General features: G+C 50.2%; 8 protein-coding genes. 5 read left to right on the forward strand and 3 right to left on the reverse strand.

Translation table 11 applies throughout. The features are described from left to right. Window positions 1-385 precede the first annotated feature (385 nt). The 3 genes from HF675_RS11945 to HF675_RS11955 all read left to right on the forward strand — a co-directional run bounded on the left by HF675_RS11945 (window position 386) and on the right by HF675_RS11955 (window position 11,459). On the forward strand, window positions 386-7,852 hold the full coding sequence (locus tag HF675_RS11945; protein WP_187044673.1) for a sacsin N-terminal ATP-binding-like domain-containing protein: 7,467 nt from the start codon (window positions 386-388) through the stop codon (window positions 7,850-7,852). Between the two features lie 10 nt (window positions 7,853-7,862). Next, window positions 7,863-10,574 (forward strand): DEAD/DEAH box helicase, encoded by a 2,712-nt coding sequence (locus HF675_RS11950; protein ID WP_255427276.1) that lies wholly within the window; start codon window positions 7,863-7,865, stop codon window positions 10,572-10,574. A 282-nt stretch (window positions 10,575-10,856) separates the two neighbouring features. Further along, the gene (locus HF675_RS11955) at window positions 10,857-11,459 is read left to right on the forward strand and encodes a hypothetical protein (RefSeq protein ID WP_187043092.1); all 603 of its coding nucleotides are present in this window, start codon (window positions 10,857-10,859) and stop codon (window positions 11,457-11,459) included. Window positions 11,460-11,508: 49 nt separating this feature from the next. Here the strand turns inward: HF675_RS11955 and HF675_RS11960 are convergent, their stop codons facing one another. Then, window positions 11,509-11,820, reverse strand: coding sequence for a cupin (locus tag HF675_RS11960; protein ID WP_187043093.1), 312 nt, complete (start codon window positions 11,818-11,820; stop codon window positions 11,509-11,511). A gap of 405 nt (window positions 11,821-12,225) precedes the next feature. Between HF675_RS11960 and HF675_RS11965 the strand changes: the two genes are divergently transcribed. Both HF675_RS11965 and HF675_RS11970 read left to right on the forward strand, forming a co-directional pair. Continuing rightward, on the forward strand, window positions 12,226-14,202 hold the full coding sequence (locus HF675_RS11965; protein WP_111737065.1) for an alkyl/aryl-sulfatase: 1,977 nt from the start codon (window positions 12,226-12,228) through the stop codon (window positions 14,200-14,202). A 63-nt stretch (window positions 14,203-14,265) separates the two neighbouring features. Then, window positions 14,266-14,562, forward strand: a complete 297-nt coding sequence (locus HF675_RS11970; RefSeq protein ID WP_105231194.1) for a YicS family protein — start codon at window positions 14,266-14,268, stop codon at window positions 14,560-14,562. A 3-nt stretch (window positions 14,563-14,565) separates the two neighbouring features. Here HF675_RS11970 and HF675_RS11975 read toward each other — a convergent pair whose 3' ends face one another. Beyond that, a complete protein-coding gene (locus tag HF675_RS11975; protein ID WP_255427277.1) occupies window positions 14,566-15,693 on the reverse strand; it encodes a GGDEF domain-containing protein in 1,128 nt (375 codons plus the stop codon). 237 nt (window positions 15,694-15,930) lie between these two features. Then, window positions 15,931-16,701 carry a lytic polysaccharide monooxygenase auxiliary activity family 9 protein gene (locus HF675_RS11980; protein WP_187043094.1) on the reverse strand — a complete coding sequence of 257 codons (771 nt, stop codon included), beginning with the start codon at window positions 16,699-16,701 and terminating at the stop codon, window positions 15,931-15,933. Window positions 16,702-16,772 lie beyond the last annotated feature (71 nt).

Raw genomic sequence — 16,772 nt, forward strand, 5'->3', positions numbered from 1 at the left:
AGAGTTTAAAATTTACGAAGACTCCGAATAAATTTCGCCGCAGTTATGTTATTAAGGGTTATTAAATAAACTGTGAGTTTTGGTGGAGAGTAGCCAATTTTTCTCTGATTTAACGTGGCGCGATCAAAATAGGAGGGCATTCTGACCGATTCCACTGTTTTTTTTGCCGCTGCTCCAGTCATTGGCGGTTCAGCTGCATCTGCCGGCGACGCGTAACAACACAGAGCTCGTTGGCGAGTTGCTGCATTACACATTCACCCCGGTCAATTGACTACTAAATGAACTGACACAGACTATTGTCTTTCCGAGTAAAAGTTGATTGAGAATATTCTTATCTTAGTGGTTTTAGCGTATCGTATAAAACCACGCCTTAAAGGAATAACCCATGTCAGGTTTTATTCGAGACCCTCTGAGTGATATACAGCTCATCGCCGATAACTTACGAGACCGTTACAAAAGCGGTTTCCCCGTACTGAAAGAGATCGTTCAGAATGCGGATGATGCCAGAGCGGAGTCGCTATTACTCGGCTGGCATGAGGGGCTTGAAGGTGCAGAGCACCCTTTATTACGTGACCCGGCAATTTTCTTTGTCAATGATGCCAAACTGAGTGATGCGGATGCTAAGGGAATTCGTTCAATAGGCTTAGGTAGCAAAGCCGGTAATCAGCATGCAGTAGGCAAGTTTGGCCTGGGAATGAAAAGCCTTTTCCATCTTGGGGAGGTCTATTTCTATGTCGGTAGCGACTGGCAGGGACATCAAGGACCGTACGCTAAAGCGGATGTGCTAAACCCCTGGGGCGACGAACGGCCAGACTGGGAGCATTTCAGCGAAAACGATAAACGTCTGCTGCAAAGTACAATAGGTTTAATGGATTCCGGCCTTGCCTCTAAAGCCTACACATTTATTGTCTGGATCCCACTACGCTCGGACTCCATTGCCGCAGAGCGGGGCGAAAAGTACAATTACATCATCAATAGCCCCGATTTTAAGCGCACCGCACCTTCCTTTATTATCGATCCCTACCTCCCTGTACAGCTGGGGCATTTATTGCCCATGTTGAAAACACTCAAATCTATCACCGGGTACACGGTGACATCAGGTACTACAAAACGGCTTTTTGCTGTGCAGTTGCAGGATGGCTCTGGCAGATGCACTTTCCCGGACACTGGACAAGATCAAAACTGGCAGGGGAAGATCTTTTTGCAATCCGGGCAGGAAAAAGAACTGTCTCCCCTTAGTTACGTTGGCGTTGAGACTATGCTGGAGTCAGAGCCTTTCGCGCGACTGAAAGCCCATCAATTTTGGCCAATCAGCTACGGGCGAAATTCTGCAGGTGCTGAACAGAAAATTGAGGACAAAACAAAGCCTCACGCGGCGGCGGTGTTGATTGCCAGAAGGGCGGGGGATGAGCAAGCAACGTTAACCATTCGCTGGGCGGTATTCCTACCGCTGGGCGATCAGGATGTCTCTCAATCGAAGCAAGCGTTTGTGACCCACATCACAGGCGATACCTGTTTTGAACTATTTCTCCATGGCTACTTCTTTATTGACGCAGGACGCGTTGGAATCCACGGTCGACAAAGCATTGGTGGGAATGTCTCCCTTGAGCCCAGTTCTGAAGAGAATGTCACACATGAATGGAACCGCTTGTTGGCAAATGAGGGAACGCTGTCACTGATTTTGGCCTCGGTCAGCCAGGTGACTGCCCGGTTTTCTTTGACGGCTGAACAGACGATAGCGCTGAGTGAAGGATTACGAAGATATTTTAGTAACGAAGGGAGCCGTTACCAGAATCACGCTACCGCGAAATATCAGTGGATTTTCCAGATGTTGCCGGGAGAACGAAGCCATTGGTCGCTCATTGCAGGACATCAACCAACGCGACCGCTCCCGACCCCGGCATCTAATGACTATCACCGTGTCTGGGATACGTTACCAGGGCTGAAAACACTGGCTGAAGATTATGCATTGTTTGAACTGCGTAAACCCAATATCCTGGCACTGCAGAATTCTTGCTGGCAGAGGGAAGAGGTTAGCACGCTTCTGAAGTCAGTCTCCCCACGCGTGTTTGAGTCTCAAATCCAACTTGGTTATCTTAACGAATTCCTCGAGAGCCTTCAGAATAATGAACGTTGCCTGAATGCCTTAATACGCTTAGCTAGATGCGTTATGGCGGAAATTAGATTACCGGCGTTATCTGCACATAAATCGGCGGTCTGGCGGTTCCTCTGTTTTATCCCGGAGACTTATCGCTGGGTATTTGGGATTGAAAGGGATGAGCAGCTATTGTGGGATACGCTTCCGCTGAGTGAAACAGATCGATTGATCGTGCCTGCTTGTGTCATTCCTGAGGGAGAGTGTCGCACAAGTATGCTTAATGTAGATGATGCAGATAAATGCCTAATCGCGATTGCCCAGAGTACCATTCAGGATGAGCGAAAAGAGAAAGCTTCACTTGAGTTTCTCTCTGCGCTGATCCCATTCGATAAAGATGAAATACTTAAAAAACGCGATACGATTAAGCTATTCAGGGCTTATCGTCCTGGGCATTCCAGGCCGTTTCTGGAGTCCCGACGGACGCTCCAGGAACTTTTCCAGCAGCGCCGCTTATTCCGACGTGGTGAGGTCGGAAACTACCAGCTTGGTGAGTTTCTCGAAGGCGCTTTAGAGGATCGTCAGGTTGTCTTCATCAATAAAGATGTTAACGACAAACTGTTTAACGGCAAAGTGACCGTATGCGACACGCAGGCCGTGCTGCATTTACTGGAAAAAAGGCCGAGGCTGGCGGTTGCAGAACTGCGCGCTGAACTGGTCTCGAAGCTCCAGATTGATAACGCGTTAAGCGTTGAAAAACAACTTGCCGTGCGGTATTTACTTCATGCCTGCAAGCGGGATATCGACCCGTCCTGTAAGCTCTGGTCCGTTGTTGAGGGAAATCCGGTTTGGTCCTTACTGCATAAAGAGACGCTGGCCAGCGATAACAACTGGCATATCATTCCTTATGCTCTTTCTCGCACTCTTAAGTTTAGCTACCAAGAAAAAGAGCGTATTAATCTTAAAGAGATGAATGCGCGCAATGTGCTGGAGGCGCTTGGTGAGGATATCCTGGCCGTAGATTTTTCTTCGCTGGTGCAAACGCAGGAATATGCGGAAGAGATTCTGCGTTACATTGAAGATGACATCATCTGGCGGCAGCTTCCTCTACATAAAACGGTTAACGGTGAATTTATAGCCATTACAGACCGTTGCGCGCTGCATAGTGACTACCCGCTTCCGAAAATGCTGGCGCAATCGGTGATCTGGATGGAACGTGCCTTGTCGCGAGAGGTTCAGAAACAGCAGGATAACGTTTTGCCGGGGATTGACGCGGATAAGGCGATTGCCCTCGCTCTCGGCCAGCAAACGCCATCACAGTACAATCGATTCATTATTGAACAAATCAACCAGTCAGGTAGATTACCAGAGCTGATCGAACTCAAAACAAAGCCTTGGCTACTGGCCAATGGCCACCCAGTCGCACCAGCTTACGTAATTGCTGGGCAACCTGAAAACAGGCGCGCGTGTTATCTGCTGGGCAAAGAGAGCAACCAGATTTTCTTCGCCGGACAGATAGATAACACCAGTACACATGATCTTGCCCTGATTACGCCACTTTTGCTAAATAGTGCGGATGAGATCGCTGCCGCTGCGCTGAAAATAGCGGCAAACACGCCGGGTTATCAGATTGGCCAATGCCGACTGACAACGGAAGTGCTGAAACAGGCGGCGAATTATGCTGAAGTCTTTAGCCCTCTCAAAGGCTGGAAGCTGATCATTGAGTGTTTTAACTTTTCCAGTGAAGGCGTTATTTCGCCAGCCAGCGCGGAAATACTAATAGGAAACCTGGTTGATACCGACCACCTGGTGGAAGCACATGAGCGTCTGGTCTCTCTGGGCATCCCGGCTGAAGATATTGCGCAGCTTCGGGGAGCGCTGCTCACCGCCATATGCGCCACCTCTGCGGCACGCAATCTGTTGCCAACATTAACATTACGTACCCAAGCGAACGGTTACGCGAGCGCAACGCAGCTCTGTTACGGTGTTATTGGTGCGGCTGGGAAAGCGCTGCTCCATGAACAGGACTGGCAAATCATCAAATCAGTGCTGCCAGAGAGTGTGCAACAGGCGTCAAAAATGGAATCCCTCACTGGTCTGGCCGATAATACGGCGTTTTTGGGCACGGCCGGTATCCTGGAATCCTATTTCTCTCACTGGCAAAGTCAGGTCACCAACGGGTTAGCGATCGCGGCCAATATGCTGTTGATGTCCGGCACTCCTGATGTCGAAGAGGTATGCCTCCAATATCTTGGGCAGCATACTGCCGATGAGCTTATCGACAAAATTGGGCAAAACTGGAAGGTACTCACATCTTCTCCGGATAATCCGGTGCTATTCCCGGGGAAATCACTCCGCCAGGCCGTCTCCTCCATGCAGTTTTCTCTTACCCCGTTTGAAGGGGAGAGGGCGACAGTTCACTCTATTTTGAATTACCCGATAGAAATTGAACTGGAATCCAACGCACGGACCTTGTTCATCTGGGAAAGGCATCGTTTTGCGAGCTCGACAAAAATAGGGCTATTGCTGCGCAAGCTGCCGGTAATGGAAATGGAGGAAGTGCATCTGCTTGAAATTCTAAAGCAGAGTGCCGAGCTGCTGTTAGAAAAAGTCTACGGTCAACGACTCTCACTAGACCATATCTGGGGTAATTTCACGGGGGCCGAACAGCTAGATATTCTGACGGCTAAAATAACCATGCTCGACAGCATCGTGTATCAGTTGGAAGAGCTCCGTCTGAGCGATGCACCACTGGCAGAGCTGATAGCGGGATATTATCAGGCACGCGATCCAGAAAAAGGGCGCTTCAATGAAGTTGAGCGGGCCCGGGCGCTTGAGAAAATTAGCGCCGAAATTGAGAGTCGTAACGACCTGCAGACGGCAATTCTGCAGGCTGTGCGCCATAAGATCACTCAAGCACAGTATCATCCGCAGAGCATTCCCTTCGAATTATTCCAGAATGCGGATGATGCGGTAATCGAACTCGCAAAATTGGGCGTCGGAGCGGATGAAATTAATGTTCGCAGCGTATTCAAAGTGCGCTCTGGTCATGGTGAACTGCAATTTTTTAACTGGGGACGTGAGGTTAACCAGTTCCGGGCAGCGGGCAGCGCGATTGATGGCACAGAATTCAGATTTAAGACCGATCTAGAGAAAATGATTGCCCGGAATCGATCGAATAAAGATGAGAAAACTACCGGGAAATTTGGCCTGGGCTTTAAAAGCTGTCTGCTTGTTACCGACAAGCCGCATATCGTTTCAGGGCGTCTGGCTGTTCAGATTGAGGGCGGTATTTTACCTAAAGTCAGTGATGAACATGATGCCTTATTCAGACTGGTACGTGAGGAGCGTCTCGAGGGAGGCTACAAACCTACGTTGGTGTCATTACCGCTGCAGGAAGAGTTCTCTCCTGATATCGTGCTGCAGTCTTTCAACCGACACGTAGCACTACTGCCGGTTTTTGCCAGACAGATTCATACTATTCAGCTCAACGGCGAGTCGTATCACTGGAAGCCGAAATCCAGTGAACTCATTGAAGGCTTGAGTTTTGGAACAGTACGGGTTTCATCATCAAAGCGTAAGAGTGATATGACTATTGCGGCCTTGAAAACCGAGGCGGGGAGCTTTGTTTTCCGCCGGGGACCGAAGGGACCAATTCCATTGGGGAATAATTACAGTATCCCGCGCCTCTGGAATCTCGCGCCGCTTCTGGGGGATATCAAACTCGGATTTGCTATCAATGCGAATTTCGATGTGGATATTGGCCGTAATCAGTTGGCGATCACTTCTGCTCATAACCGGCGGCTATTCACCGCACTTGGCGGTAAGCTTGCGTATTTCCTGTCACAGCTATTTCAACGCAGCCAGCAAAACTGGCGGGCGATAAAATCGGAGTGGGAACTGGATGATGAGACCGACTTCGCCACGTTTTGGGGAAACCTGTGGCAGGTGCTGCAAAAGAGCATTCCTGGCGTAAAAAGTCAGGCGGAGAGTAACAGCGGTGCTGATTCTTACGCTGATTTGATTTTGCAAATGTTCAGCGCAGAGACCGGCGGGATCTTGTCGTTCTATCACTTACATAAAGCACTGCCTACCGGTATGAGCGATGCATCAGCCTCTCTTATCTCGATGACGACAGTAACCCACCAGGCAAGTGAATTACTGAGTAATATCTCTTCTCATGTCTCGGGACTTTCAGCCTTACAGCGCTATTTCCAGGAAGAGCGGTTAGTGAGCTTTGCGGTAGGGCGCTCGCTTATCGATTTAGGCCTGCTAGTTCCTGTACTGGAACTAGAGACATTGCTAGATGAAGAGCTGGATGACAGCTATTTGTCGCCGTCTAAAGCCGCGCAGCTTCAGCCAATTTTTGATGAAACATTTGATAACTTGCTAAACAAAGAGAAAGCGACTCAGGAACAGATAGAACGGTTCAAAGAACGATTGGCTAAAGTGACCGTGTTGATGGAAAACCACTCCCACCGTTCGGTTAAAGAAGCGTTGTTGCGTCAGACGCAAAATCCCACCGGGGATGAAAATTTAGTGATTGATTTTGCTCCACAATCTTTCATTCTGTCGTCTCAGTATAGTGAAAATGATATTCGATTTATCGACAGGTGCCGGCGTGCTACCCGACCATATCATGCAGAAACACTGGATAAGTGGGCGAAGTCACCGGACGTTGGATCTGACCCCCGCAAACAAAAAGCGTTGTGCTGGTATCTTGTTACCGGGTTGTATGGTGAGGCGCTCGCTGATGGCTTCAAAGCAGCTCGGGCTCCTCACTGGCTGTTTACTATCGATGTTCAGCATCTGCAAAAATGGGGTTGGCAGCGAAAATACATAGATATATTCCGCAATGTTCGCATGATAACGGACCATGAACGTAACAAGCGAATTCATGAACAACTCAGCAAGGAGGGCCGATCTTCACTGGGCTTAACTGAGGCATTGGAGCGTATCTATGATTGGTGGGAGAAAGAGGCCCCAGAACGCACCGATTATGACAGCGAACTTTATCCGGATGGTCAGTTTGATTGGTTGGCGATAAAAGAAGATGACCGTCCCGAACATTTTAACAAGGCGTGGCTCCAACTGCTGTTTTTAGGCTCCTGCCAGACCTTGGGGCGTACCCGTGAGTATCAACATCGCGACGCGCTGAAGTTCTTCAACCAGCAGAAATGGTGGGATGTTTTCGTTCGTACGGATAATGCAGACGATTGGTTTGAGGTTATGGATCGTTATCTGGCAAAGTCCATCACCGGTGAGGCATATCGGGTATGGTTGCAGATATTGCCGCTGTACCGTTTCTCCAGTAACCTGACGGATTATATTGACCTCTTTTGGTCTGCCGAATCGGGGTTGCCGAATATTAACGACCTTATCCGGCCGGGACAGAGTGCAATATTGTCCGGCAGCAATTTTGCGCCACCCGAGTTGAAATCAACGCTTGGCATCGGAGTGAATTTCATCTTACGTGAGCTATGCCGCCATAATATTTATGATGATCACTCACTAGCGCCACATTGCTATATGGCCTCTGCTGGAGTCAGAGACTTGTTAAGTAATCGGCTGCCAGAAGGGGGATTACAGCTGGACTCAGCTACGGCAGAACATTCGAAGGAAATTTACGCTTTTCTCTGTCGACACATGGGTGAAGAAAAGGCCACGTTTAACGGTGCTTTTGATATTCCACTACACGTCCTGGCCAGAAGAGAAAATCGAGAGTGTCTTGTAGAGATTCTGGAAATTGGCAGCTAGAACGAGAAAAATGATGAGTGATGACGAAATTACCTTAACCGTAGGCAACCAGGTCAGACATCCCCGTTTTGAGATTGGCGAGGTGCAACTGGTCCGTAATGGAACTGCGCTGGTCAGGTTTGAAAGCGGTTTTCAAGAGCGTCCGGTTAACGAGCTTGAGCCAGTTAAAAGCTCCATTGATGCCATCGCCGAGGGTCAGTTTGATAATCTTCGGGAAGTCATTGCCCGCTGTCAGGCATTATCCATCCGCTCAATCAATGATAGCTGGGGCGTTTTCTCGACTTCACGTATCAACTTGCTGCCGCATCAGCTATGGGTATGCCACAACGTTCTACGGAAATGGCCCGTGCAGAAGTTAATTGCAGATGATGTTGGCCTGGGAAAAACCATTGAAGCCGGTTTAATCTTATGGCCGCTAATTGCGAAAAAGCGTGTGCGGCGTTTGCTAGTGCTAACACCAGCTTCGCTGGTATCACAGTGGCAGGAACGACTTCGGCTGATGTTTGATATCAGGCTGACGCTGTATTCCCCGGATATTGATACGGAACGTTCTGATTACTGGAATACGCACGATCAGGTAGTGGCATCGCTGCCCACATTACGCAAAGACAGCCATGGTCGCCATGATCGGATGCTCAATGCCGAAAATTGGGATCTGTTGATCGTTGATGAAGCCCATCATCTCAACAATCAGGAAGATACCGGCGCAACATTGGGCTATCGTTTTATCCAGAACTTAATAGAGCATAATAAGTTTGAGTCACGGCTGTTTTTCACCGCCACTCCCCATCGCGGCAAAGACTACGGCTTTTTCGCATTACTGCACCTGCTGCGGCCCGATCTGTTTGAACCAAATAAAGCGGCCGACGCGCAGCTTCAAGGGGTTAAACAGGTCGTCATCAGAAATAACAAGCAGCAGGTCACCGACATGGAAGGGAATAAGCTGTTTAAACCCGTCCGAGTGGGCTCCAGAACGTATATGTTCTCTGCCGCTGAACAAGCATTCTATGACAAATTAACCACATTTATTCTAACCGGCCAAGCCTATGCATCCTCTCTGACGAAGGTGGATCAACGCACCGTTCAACTTGTGCTGATTGCGATGCAAAAGCTTGCTGCCAGCTCGGTAGCCGCAATTTATGCGGCGATCAGCGGCCGTATTCGTCGACTTGGAGAAGGTAAGCTTCGATTACAGGATATTGGACAGGCGTTGTTGCTCCTTTCTGAAGAGCTTGAGGCCCCCGAACTGGATGACCATTACGTCGAACTGGAAGAAGAATATGCCAGCGTATCGGTACAGGTGGCTCTAATGGAGAATGAGCTGCCAATGCTTGAAGAGTTGCAGATTCTGGCCTCGGAGGTTCAACAGGAAACAAAGATCCAAACGCTAATCAATATACTGGAAAATGAGTTTAAGGATCGAACGGTTGTCTTCTTCACGGAATATAAGGCTACCCAGGCACTTATCGCCAATACTTTACATCAACGCTATGGTTTTGGTTCAGTCGGTTTTATCAATGGCGAAGGGCGTCTAGATGGTATTTTTGATGAGTCTGGAGGGCGCTTTACCTGGACGATGAATCGCTATGATGCTGCGGGGAAATTTAAAGATGGAAGCATCAGATTTATTATTTGTACCGAAGCCGGTGGGGAAGGGATAGACCTGCAGGATAATTGCTATTCCATGATTCATGTTGACCTTCCATGGAATCCTATGCGCCTGCATCAACGTGTAGGCCGACTTAATCGCTATGGCCAGCGCCAACAGGTAGACGTCATTGCTTTACGCAATCCGGACACCGTAGAGTCAAAGATCTGGGATTTGTTAAATACCAAAATTGAAACCGTCATGCGCTCTTTGGGAGCGGCTATGGAAGAACCGGAAGATCTCTTACAGCTAATTCTTGGCATGACAGATAAAGGCTTTTTTAATGCGCTTTTCTCTGAGGGATTAACTGAAGACCCTGAGAGTTTAAAAAAATGGTTTGACTCCAGAACGGGAACGTTTGGTGGGCAGTCTGCCGTGAGTGTGGTCAAAAATCTGATTGGCCACGCAGAAAAGTTTGAATACCAGAACCTCGATGAGGTCCCTAAACTCGATCTCATTAATATGCAGGGATTTTTTGACAACATGCTTAAGTTGAACGGGCATCGCCTTGAGATAAGTGACGAGGGTCTGATGAGTTTTAAAACGCCTAAAATCTGGAGTAATCAGTTTGGAATCAGGCGCCGCTACGATGCGCTCTCATTTGACCGTTCAGTGAAGGATAAGAAAATCGAAATCCTTGGAATAGGCCATCCAATTTTCGATAAAGCTATAAACCAGGCAGAGCAATTTGATGCAACGGCGGCTATTGCAAAAGGCATAGAGGCTCCTCTATTAGTGTATTTACTCCGAGATCAAGTTACCGGTGATAACGGTAACCAGTCATTTACTATCGTAGGTTTGAGCGCAGCCCCAGAATTCAAGCTGCTTATCAATGAAGAACTTATGCTTGAACTTTCCAGACTTTACGAAAAGGTCCCCAGAAATGTCAGGGATGTTTTCTGGAATACGGAGTACCTGTTTGACTACACGTCGTGCCTTGCCGAGATGGAAAAGAAGCTTGAAGAAAGGTTACCAATAATGGGTCTACCATATGAACATGTTACTTATTCGTTGATAGCGACTTTTTTGCCGCACGTTGATAATAACGAGGCAAACGCTGGTCATCCCGGCTAAACGAGCTCGTTATCTATATTACATTACGCTGGTCATAGACCATCCGTCTCCCGGAACAACTATAGATGTGAAAAATGTACTCTGTATCTAATGCAAGAAACGAGAGGGAAGCCGGAAATTCTAATGTACAGGTTTATCGGAAGTGGGGATGACTTCTGAAGTAATCTACTTCAATACCTTAACAATCAATTTAACATAATATACATTATGCGCACCTAGGTGCCGGTACACGGAATCTGTGTCTTTGGGCTTTATCATGGGGTTTTCTACGTAATCCCGATAATGATAAACCACATTAAAAAGAGCCTTGAACTGGGCGCTGCCGTTGATAAACAGATAACAACGGACGATCCCCAGCATCTTGAGTCTGTTAAAGATGACTTAAAGGAAAAAATGGGCGCGCCGGTGGGGTTGCATACTGCCGGCGTGCCGTTAATCTTCAGCGCACTCTTCGCGCTTCTCAGCTTTGCCATACCGCAGCTATCCATTTGGGATACGATTTTCGGCTGGATGGAATGGCCTCAACATGCTGTCTTTATAGGGATAATTATAACCGGGTTGGTCTACTGTCTATTGGTTTTCCCATCGCTAACGCTTGTTTCCAGAGGCTGTTTGCCGGCACTGAAATTTTATCTTGTGCTGTTGTTGTTCACTGCGGTGCTGGCCGTGTTGTATTTGCTCTGCACCATCATCATGTTGCTGTCCGGCATTGAAAGCCATATGGGATTTCTGATCGGCGCGATCATCGGATTCGTCTTTATCCTTGCAAGTGTCAAATGCCTCAATAGCGCCATGTTGGTTAAAACCATGGCATTCTATTTACATAACCGCGTATGGCGCCGGCAGCTCAAGATCCATCACCGCCAGTTGACCAAACGGAAATGATGGCCGATCTCCGTAATACAACATCGGGATGCCTTGCATCCCGCCTGGTTTAAACGGACCCTTCTTTTTCGATTACCAGGATCCGGGCCTCTCCCTGTGGATGCGCTACGTGCTCGCACCCGACATTGGCATAAAAAATATCGCCGGCATTAAGCAGCACTTTTTGGGTCTCGCCTTGCTGTTTGTAATGCATCTCTACACTGCCGTCCATCACGGCAAAAACCTCTTGCCCATCATTGATATGCCATTTATAAGGCCGATCGGTCCAGTGCAGACGTACCGTGGTGCCATCAAAGTTGGCGATATTGAGCGCGTCCCAGGCCCGATCTGAAACAAACTCTTTGCTGATATATGTCTTCATTAAGTAAGTCATCCAACTGATTTATTGATTAAAACCACGATTTCATACTTTACCCCTGGAGCGTGCAGATTGGTATCATTCAGTAGATTTATCAAACCAATGGCCGGTGCTTCCCCCTGGCGTAATCATGACTGGCCCTTGCCCCTTGCATTTAACATAACTCCTGATTTTTACATCAAAAAAGTGACATTGTCACCATGGCGTCATCCTGCCTTTACCCCAATCAGATCAAATTTTTGTGTGATTTATCCGTTGGTTCGCCAGTTTTCATCTACGTTTAAGACGTAGCGTCAAAAAATGATTTAATTCGCCGCCTGCCGGAGAGCCAACGCTGCGCGCCGCCAGGTAAGGCGGCACAAGATTTCATTATCTATCAAACAGTTGAAGATAACCTCTGAGGATACTATGAAACTGAAACCTCTTATCCTGTGTATGATATTGGCCGGTTCGTTTTCGCTATCTCCCGGCGTGTATGCAGCCGATGACGCCAGGAAGGATGCCACCTCGGCGACGCAAAAAACCAATGCCGAACTCTACGACCAACTGCCCTTCTCCGATAAAACCGATTTCAGCGATGCGCATAAAGGGTTTATTGCTCCCTTGCCTGCTGAGGTGATTAAGGGCGAAGCCGGCAACGTGATCTGGGACCCGCAACAGTACGCCTTTATCAAAGAAGATGAAAAATCGCCGGCTACCGTCAACCCCAGCTTATGGCGTCAGTCGCAGCTGATTAATATCAGCGGGCTGTTTGAAGTGACCGATGGTGTCTACCAAATCCGCAACCTCGATCTGTCAAATATGACCATTATCGAAGGTAAAGAAGGAATCACGGTGGTCGACCCGCTGGTCTCTGCAGAAACGGCGAAAGTGGGTATGGATCTCTATTATAAGAACCGCGGTAAAAAACCGGTGGTGGCGGTGATTTATACCCACAGCCACGTTGACCACTACGGTGGCGTACGCGGCGTGGTCGATGAGGCGGACGTCAAAGACGGCAAGGTGAAGATCTATGCGCCGGCCGGCTTTATGGAAGAGGCAGTCTCGGAAAACATCATGGCCGGCAACGTAATGAGCCGCCGGGCGAGCTATATGTACGGCAACCTGCTGAAAGCCGATCCTAAAGGCCAGGTTGGCGCAGGTCTCGGCACCACCACCTCCGCAGGCACCGTGACGCTGATTGCACCAACGGATTACATCACCAAAACCGGTGAAAAACGCACCATCGACGGGTTGACCTACGACTTTATGATGGCGCCCGGCTCTGAAGCACCGGCAGAAATGCTGTGGTATATCGAAGAGAAGAAACTGATTGAAACCGCAGAGGATGTCACCCACACCCTGCATAACACCTATTCACTGCGCGGCGCCAAGATCCGGCAGCCGTTGCCTTGGTCTAAATATATCAACGAGGCGCTGACCCTGTGGGGCGATAAGGCGGAGATTATCCTGGCACAGCACCACTGGCCAACCTGGGGCAATGAGAACGTGCAGAAGCTGCTGCGCAGCCAGCGAGACCTGTATCGTTATATCAACGACCAGACGTTACGTATGGCGAACCAAGGGCTGACGCGCGATGAGATCGCCGCCAACTTTAAACTACCGCCCAGCCTGGCAAACACTTGGGCAAACCGGGGCTATTATGGCTCCGTCAGCCATGACGTGAAGGCAACCTACGTGCTCTATCTCGGCTGGTTTGACGGTAACCCGGCGACGCTGGATGAACTGCCGCCGGAAGAAGCGGCGAAGAAATTCGTCGAATATATGGGCGGCGCCGACAGCATCCTGCAGAAAGCAAAAGCGGACTTTGACAAAGGCAACTACCGCTGGGTGGCGCAGGTGGTCAGCAAAGTGGTGTTTGCCGATCCGCAAAACAAAGCGGCACGCGAGCTGGAGGCGGATGCGTTAGAGCAACTGGGCTATCAGGCAGAATCCGGGCCGTGGCGTAACTTCTACCTCACCGGCGCCCAGGAGCTGCGCAACGGCGTGATGAAGCTGCCGACGCCAAACACCGCCAGCCCGGATACGGTGCGGGCGATGACGCCGGAAATGTTCTTTGATTATCTGGCGGTGCACATTAACGGAGAGAAAGCGGCCGGCGCCAAAGCGGTGCTGAATGTCGATCTCGGCGACGATGGCGGCAAGTATAAGCTGGAGCTGGAAAACGGCGTATTAAACCATACCGCCAATGTCCAGGCGCAAGACGCCGATGCCACCCTCACCCTGTCGCGCGACACGCTGAATAAAATCATCCTGAAAGAGGAAACCCTGCAACAGGCTGAGAAAAACGGCGGGCTGAAAATCAAAGGCAGCGCTGATAAGGTCAATGAACTCTTGAGTTATATGGATAAGTTCGAGTTCTGGTTTAATATTGTTACTCCGTAAGGAATAGCCAGCGCCCTGCGGGGCGCTGGCTACGCATGTTTTCACCGTTTGAGGAAAGAGATCATGATAAAAACATGGGTGTTATCCGCCGCTCTGCTGCTGCCCGCCTTTGGTGCAACCGCCGGAGCCTACGACAGCCTGGCCTTTGCGCTGAATCAGCAAACGCTGATTAACGATCTGCGCGCGCACTGCCAGATCGCCAAAGAGGTGCCGGACGAGAAGATCAAATCGGTATTTATCAACAGCAAGGAAAACCACGACGCGCTCAGCGCCACCGCCAGCGCGTTGAAGAACCACCAGCAGGAACGGTATCAGCAACAGCTGAAACGCATTCACTGCCCGGACTTCACTCAGCAGTGATAATCAGTATGACCAGCGATCGCGCCCGGCCTGCTTGGCGCGGTACAACGCCTCATCGGCCTCGGCAATCATCTGCGGCGGCGTCAGCCGCCCGGCCGAGGCGGCAATTCCCAGGCTGACGGTAACCAACCGGCTGACTGCCGATGCGGCATGGGGTAATGCCGCCTGCTCTATCCGGGCCCGAATCCGTTCGGCAACCTGCGCAGCCTGCTCCGCATTAGCGTGCGCCAATACCAGGGTGAATTCTTCCCCGCCGTAGCGGGCAACCAGATCTTCCGGCGTTCTGACCGCCGCTGCCAGCAGCGCGGCGACGTCCGCCAGGCACGCATCCCCCGCCTGATGACCATAGCGATCGTTGTAGTGCTTGAAGTAGTCGACGTCGACCATGATCAGGGCGAACGGTACCTGTACGGCGCACAGGCTGGCGAGATGGGATTCCAACGCCCTTCTGTTGGCCAGCCCCGTCAGCGGGTCCTGCAACGCCAGCGTCTCCAGGCGAGAGATCAGCAGTTGGTTTTCCTGATAGCGTGACCAGGCTTCATCAAACCAGCGCAGCAAGGTCTGACGACCGTAAATCACAATAACGGTGAAGATCAGCCATATCACCGCAAAATGGCCGTTGACGCCATGATTAAGCTGAATGCTGGCCAGCGGCGTGATAAGCCACAGCGGAGTAAGAAACAGCGCGAACCCCGGAGGATAAAAATAGAGTGAGGTCATGCCGGTCAGCATCAGTATGCATACCAACGGCCAGGCGAACGGCAACTGCCAATAAGCCACGAAGCCAAAACAGCTGATAGCCCAGAGCACGCCCAGCAACGGCAGCAGCAGTAAGGCCCACAGGCGGACACGGCGACCGTCGCCACCTTTTCCGATGCGGGAAACACCCCACAGAATAAGTGACAGCGTCATTACTGTCGCCATCATGCCATCCATAATAAAGGGGATAACGGCGCCGATATGCAGCGTGGCGTCGAAACCGGGGAACAGCAGATTACGCAATACCACCAGCATGGCGAAGGCGATATTGATGGACGCCAGCCAGGGAAGACTGCTGCATATCGCCTGGTTGACCATATCATCCCGATGCGCCAATACCCCGGGTTGTCGCCGTTTATTCTCTTTTCCCATATCTACGTTCTGCCGCTAGCCAAGGTTATCACGTTCCCCTTCCCTTAACGCCAAGAGCCGGAAGGTCACACGGAGATAATTCTCCATTATTCTCCGCGTATTTTCCTGTTTTAGCTTAGGTAAGACGTTGCGGAACCGCAATGATGGGGCATTCTTTATCAGAAACGCGGGTTACATGCGAGGTAGTGCGGAAACATGCCGGACAGCGCTTCCGGCATGTCAATTTACGCTATGGCGTTACTTGCTCAGTTTTGCCTTGGTGGGCGTGGCGGTAAAACTGACGTCACTACAGCTGAAGAAAGTTTCCCGCGCCGGATCGATACGTTCCCACTGCACATAGAGCAAAGTGTGTTGACCGTTCACCCGATCCTGCGGAATGTCCACCTCGATCTGATAGACCCCGGCATTGTCACCCGGCGGAACAATCACCTCGGTCACCGTCAGCGGTTCCAGTACGCCCCAGCTCAGCGTTTGCGTGGTTGGATCGAACTCTTTTTTGGCGATATAGATATTCCACTTACTGGGTTCGTGGATCTTGGTGGCGTCATAGTACAGCGTTGCTTTGCCGTCTTTGACCGTTACGCTGGAAACCTGCCAATCCTTATGCGGCTGGTCGATACCTTCAAACTTGGCCACCCCGGCGGAGCACAAATGGCCATCGGGCACTTTATCCGCCGGCGAGCTGGTGCCCTCCAGGTTTTGTGAATAGGCCGGCCATTCGACAAACATCTGCCGGCGTTCCCAGACCGGGATGCTGTCCTGTTTAAACAGAAAAGCGGCGCGGCAGGCGGCGTTGGGTATGTTGGAACCGTCATCGGGGTAGTTATAGCCGCCGTCGTTCTCGCAGATAACCTGGCGTGCTTTAGGGATCAACGTGGCTCCGTGTTTTGGGCCAATGTCTTGTTGGGCTTTCTGCCCCGTAGTTTTGGCCTCCTCTGCCTGAGCGGACAACGAGCAGGTAAACGCCAGCAGTGCACATAATGACAAGGTCTTGGTGCGGTTACTCATCGGGTACTTTCCTTATGCGAACGTTCCCGCCTTCAGGGAATGAAGGCGGAGCTTGATACGGCAGGGGTAAT

The organism is Serratia sp. JUb9, from assembly GCF_014298095.1.
GTDB classification, from domain to species: domain Bacteria; phylum Pseudomonadota; class Gammaproteobacteria; order Enterobacterales; family Enterobacteriaceae; genus Serratia_B; species Serratia_B rhizosphaerae.

Coding starts and splice junctions, on each gene's coding strand:
- HF675_RS11945 (WP_187044673.1), top strand. CDS start 386: ATGTCAGGTTTTATTCGAGACCCTCTGAGTGATATACAGCTCATCGCC.
- HF675_RS11950 (WP_255427276.1), top strand. CDS start 7,863: ATGATGAGTGATGACGAAATTACCTTAACCGTAGGCAACCAGGTCAGA.
- HF675_RS11955 (WP_187043092.1), top strand. CDS start 10,857: ATGATAAACCACATTAAAAAGAGCCTTGAACTGGGCGCTGCCGTTGAT.
- HF675_RS11960 (WP_187043093.1), bottom strand. CDS start 11,820: ATGAAGACATATATCAGCAAAGAGTTTGTTTCAGATCGGGCCTGGGAC.
- HF675_RS11965 (WP_111737065.1), top strand. CDS start 12,226: ATGAAACTGAAACCTCTTATCCTGTGTATGATATTGGCCGGTTCGTTT.
- HF675_RS11970 (WP_105231194.1), top strand. CDS start 14,266: ATGATAAAAACATGGGTGTTATCCGCCGCTCTGCTGCTGCCCGCCTTT.
- HF675_RS11975 (WP_255427277.1), bottom strand. CDS start 15,693: ATGGGAAAAGAGAATAAACGGCGACAACCCGGGGTATTGGCGCATCGG.
- HF675_RS11980 (WP_187043094.1), bottom strand. CDS start 16,701: ATGAGTAACCGCACCAAGACCTTGTCATTATGTGCACTGCTGGCGTTT.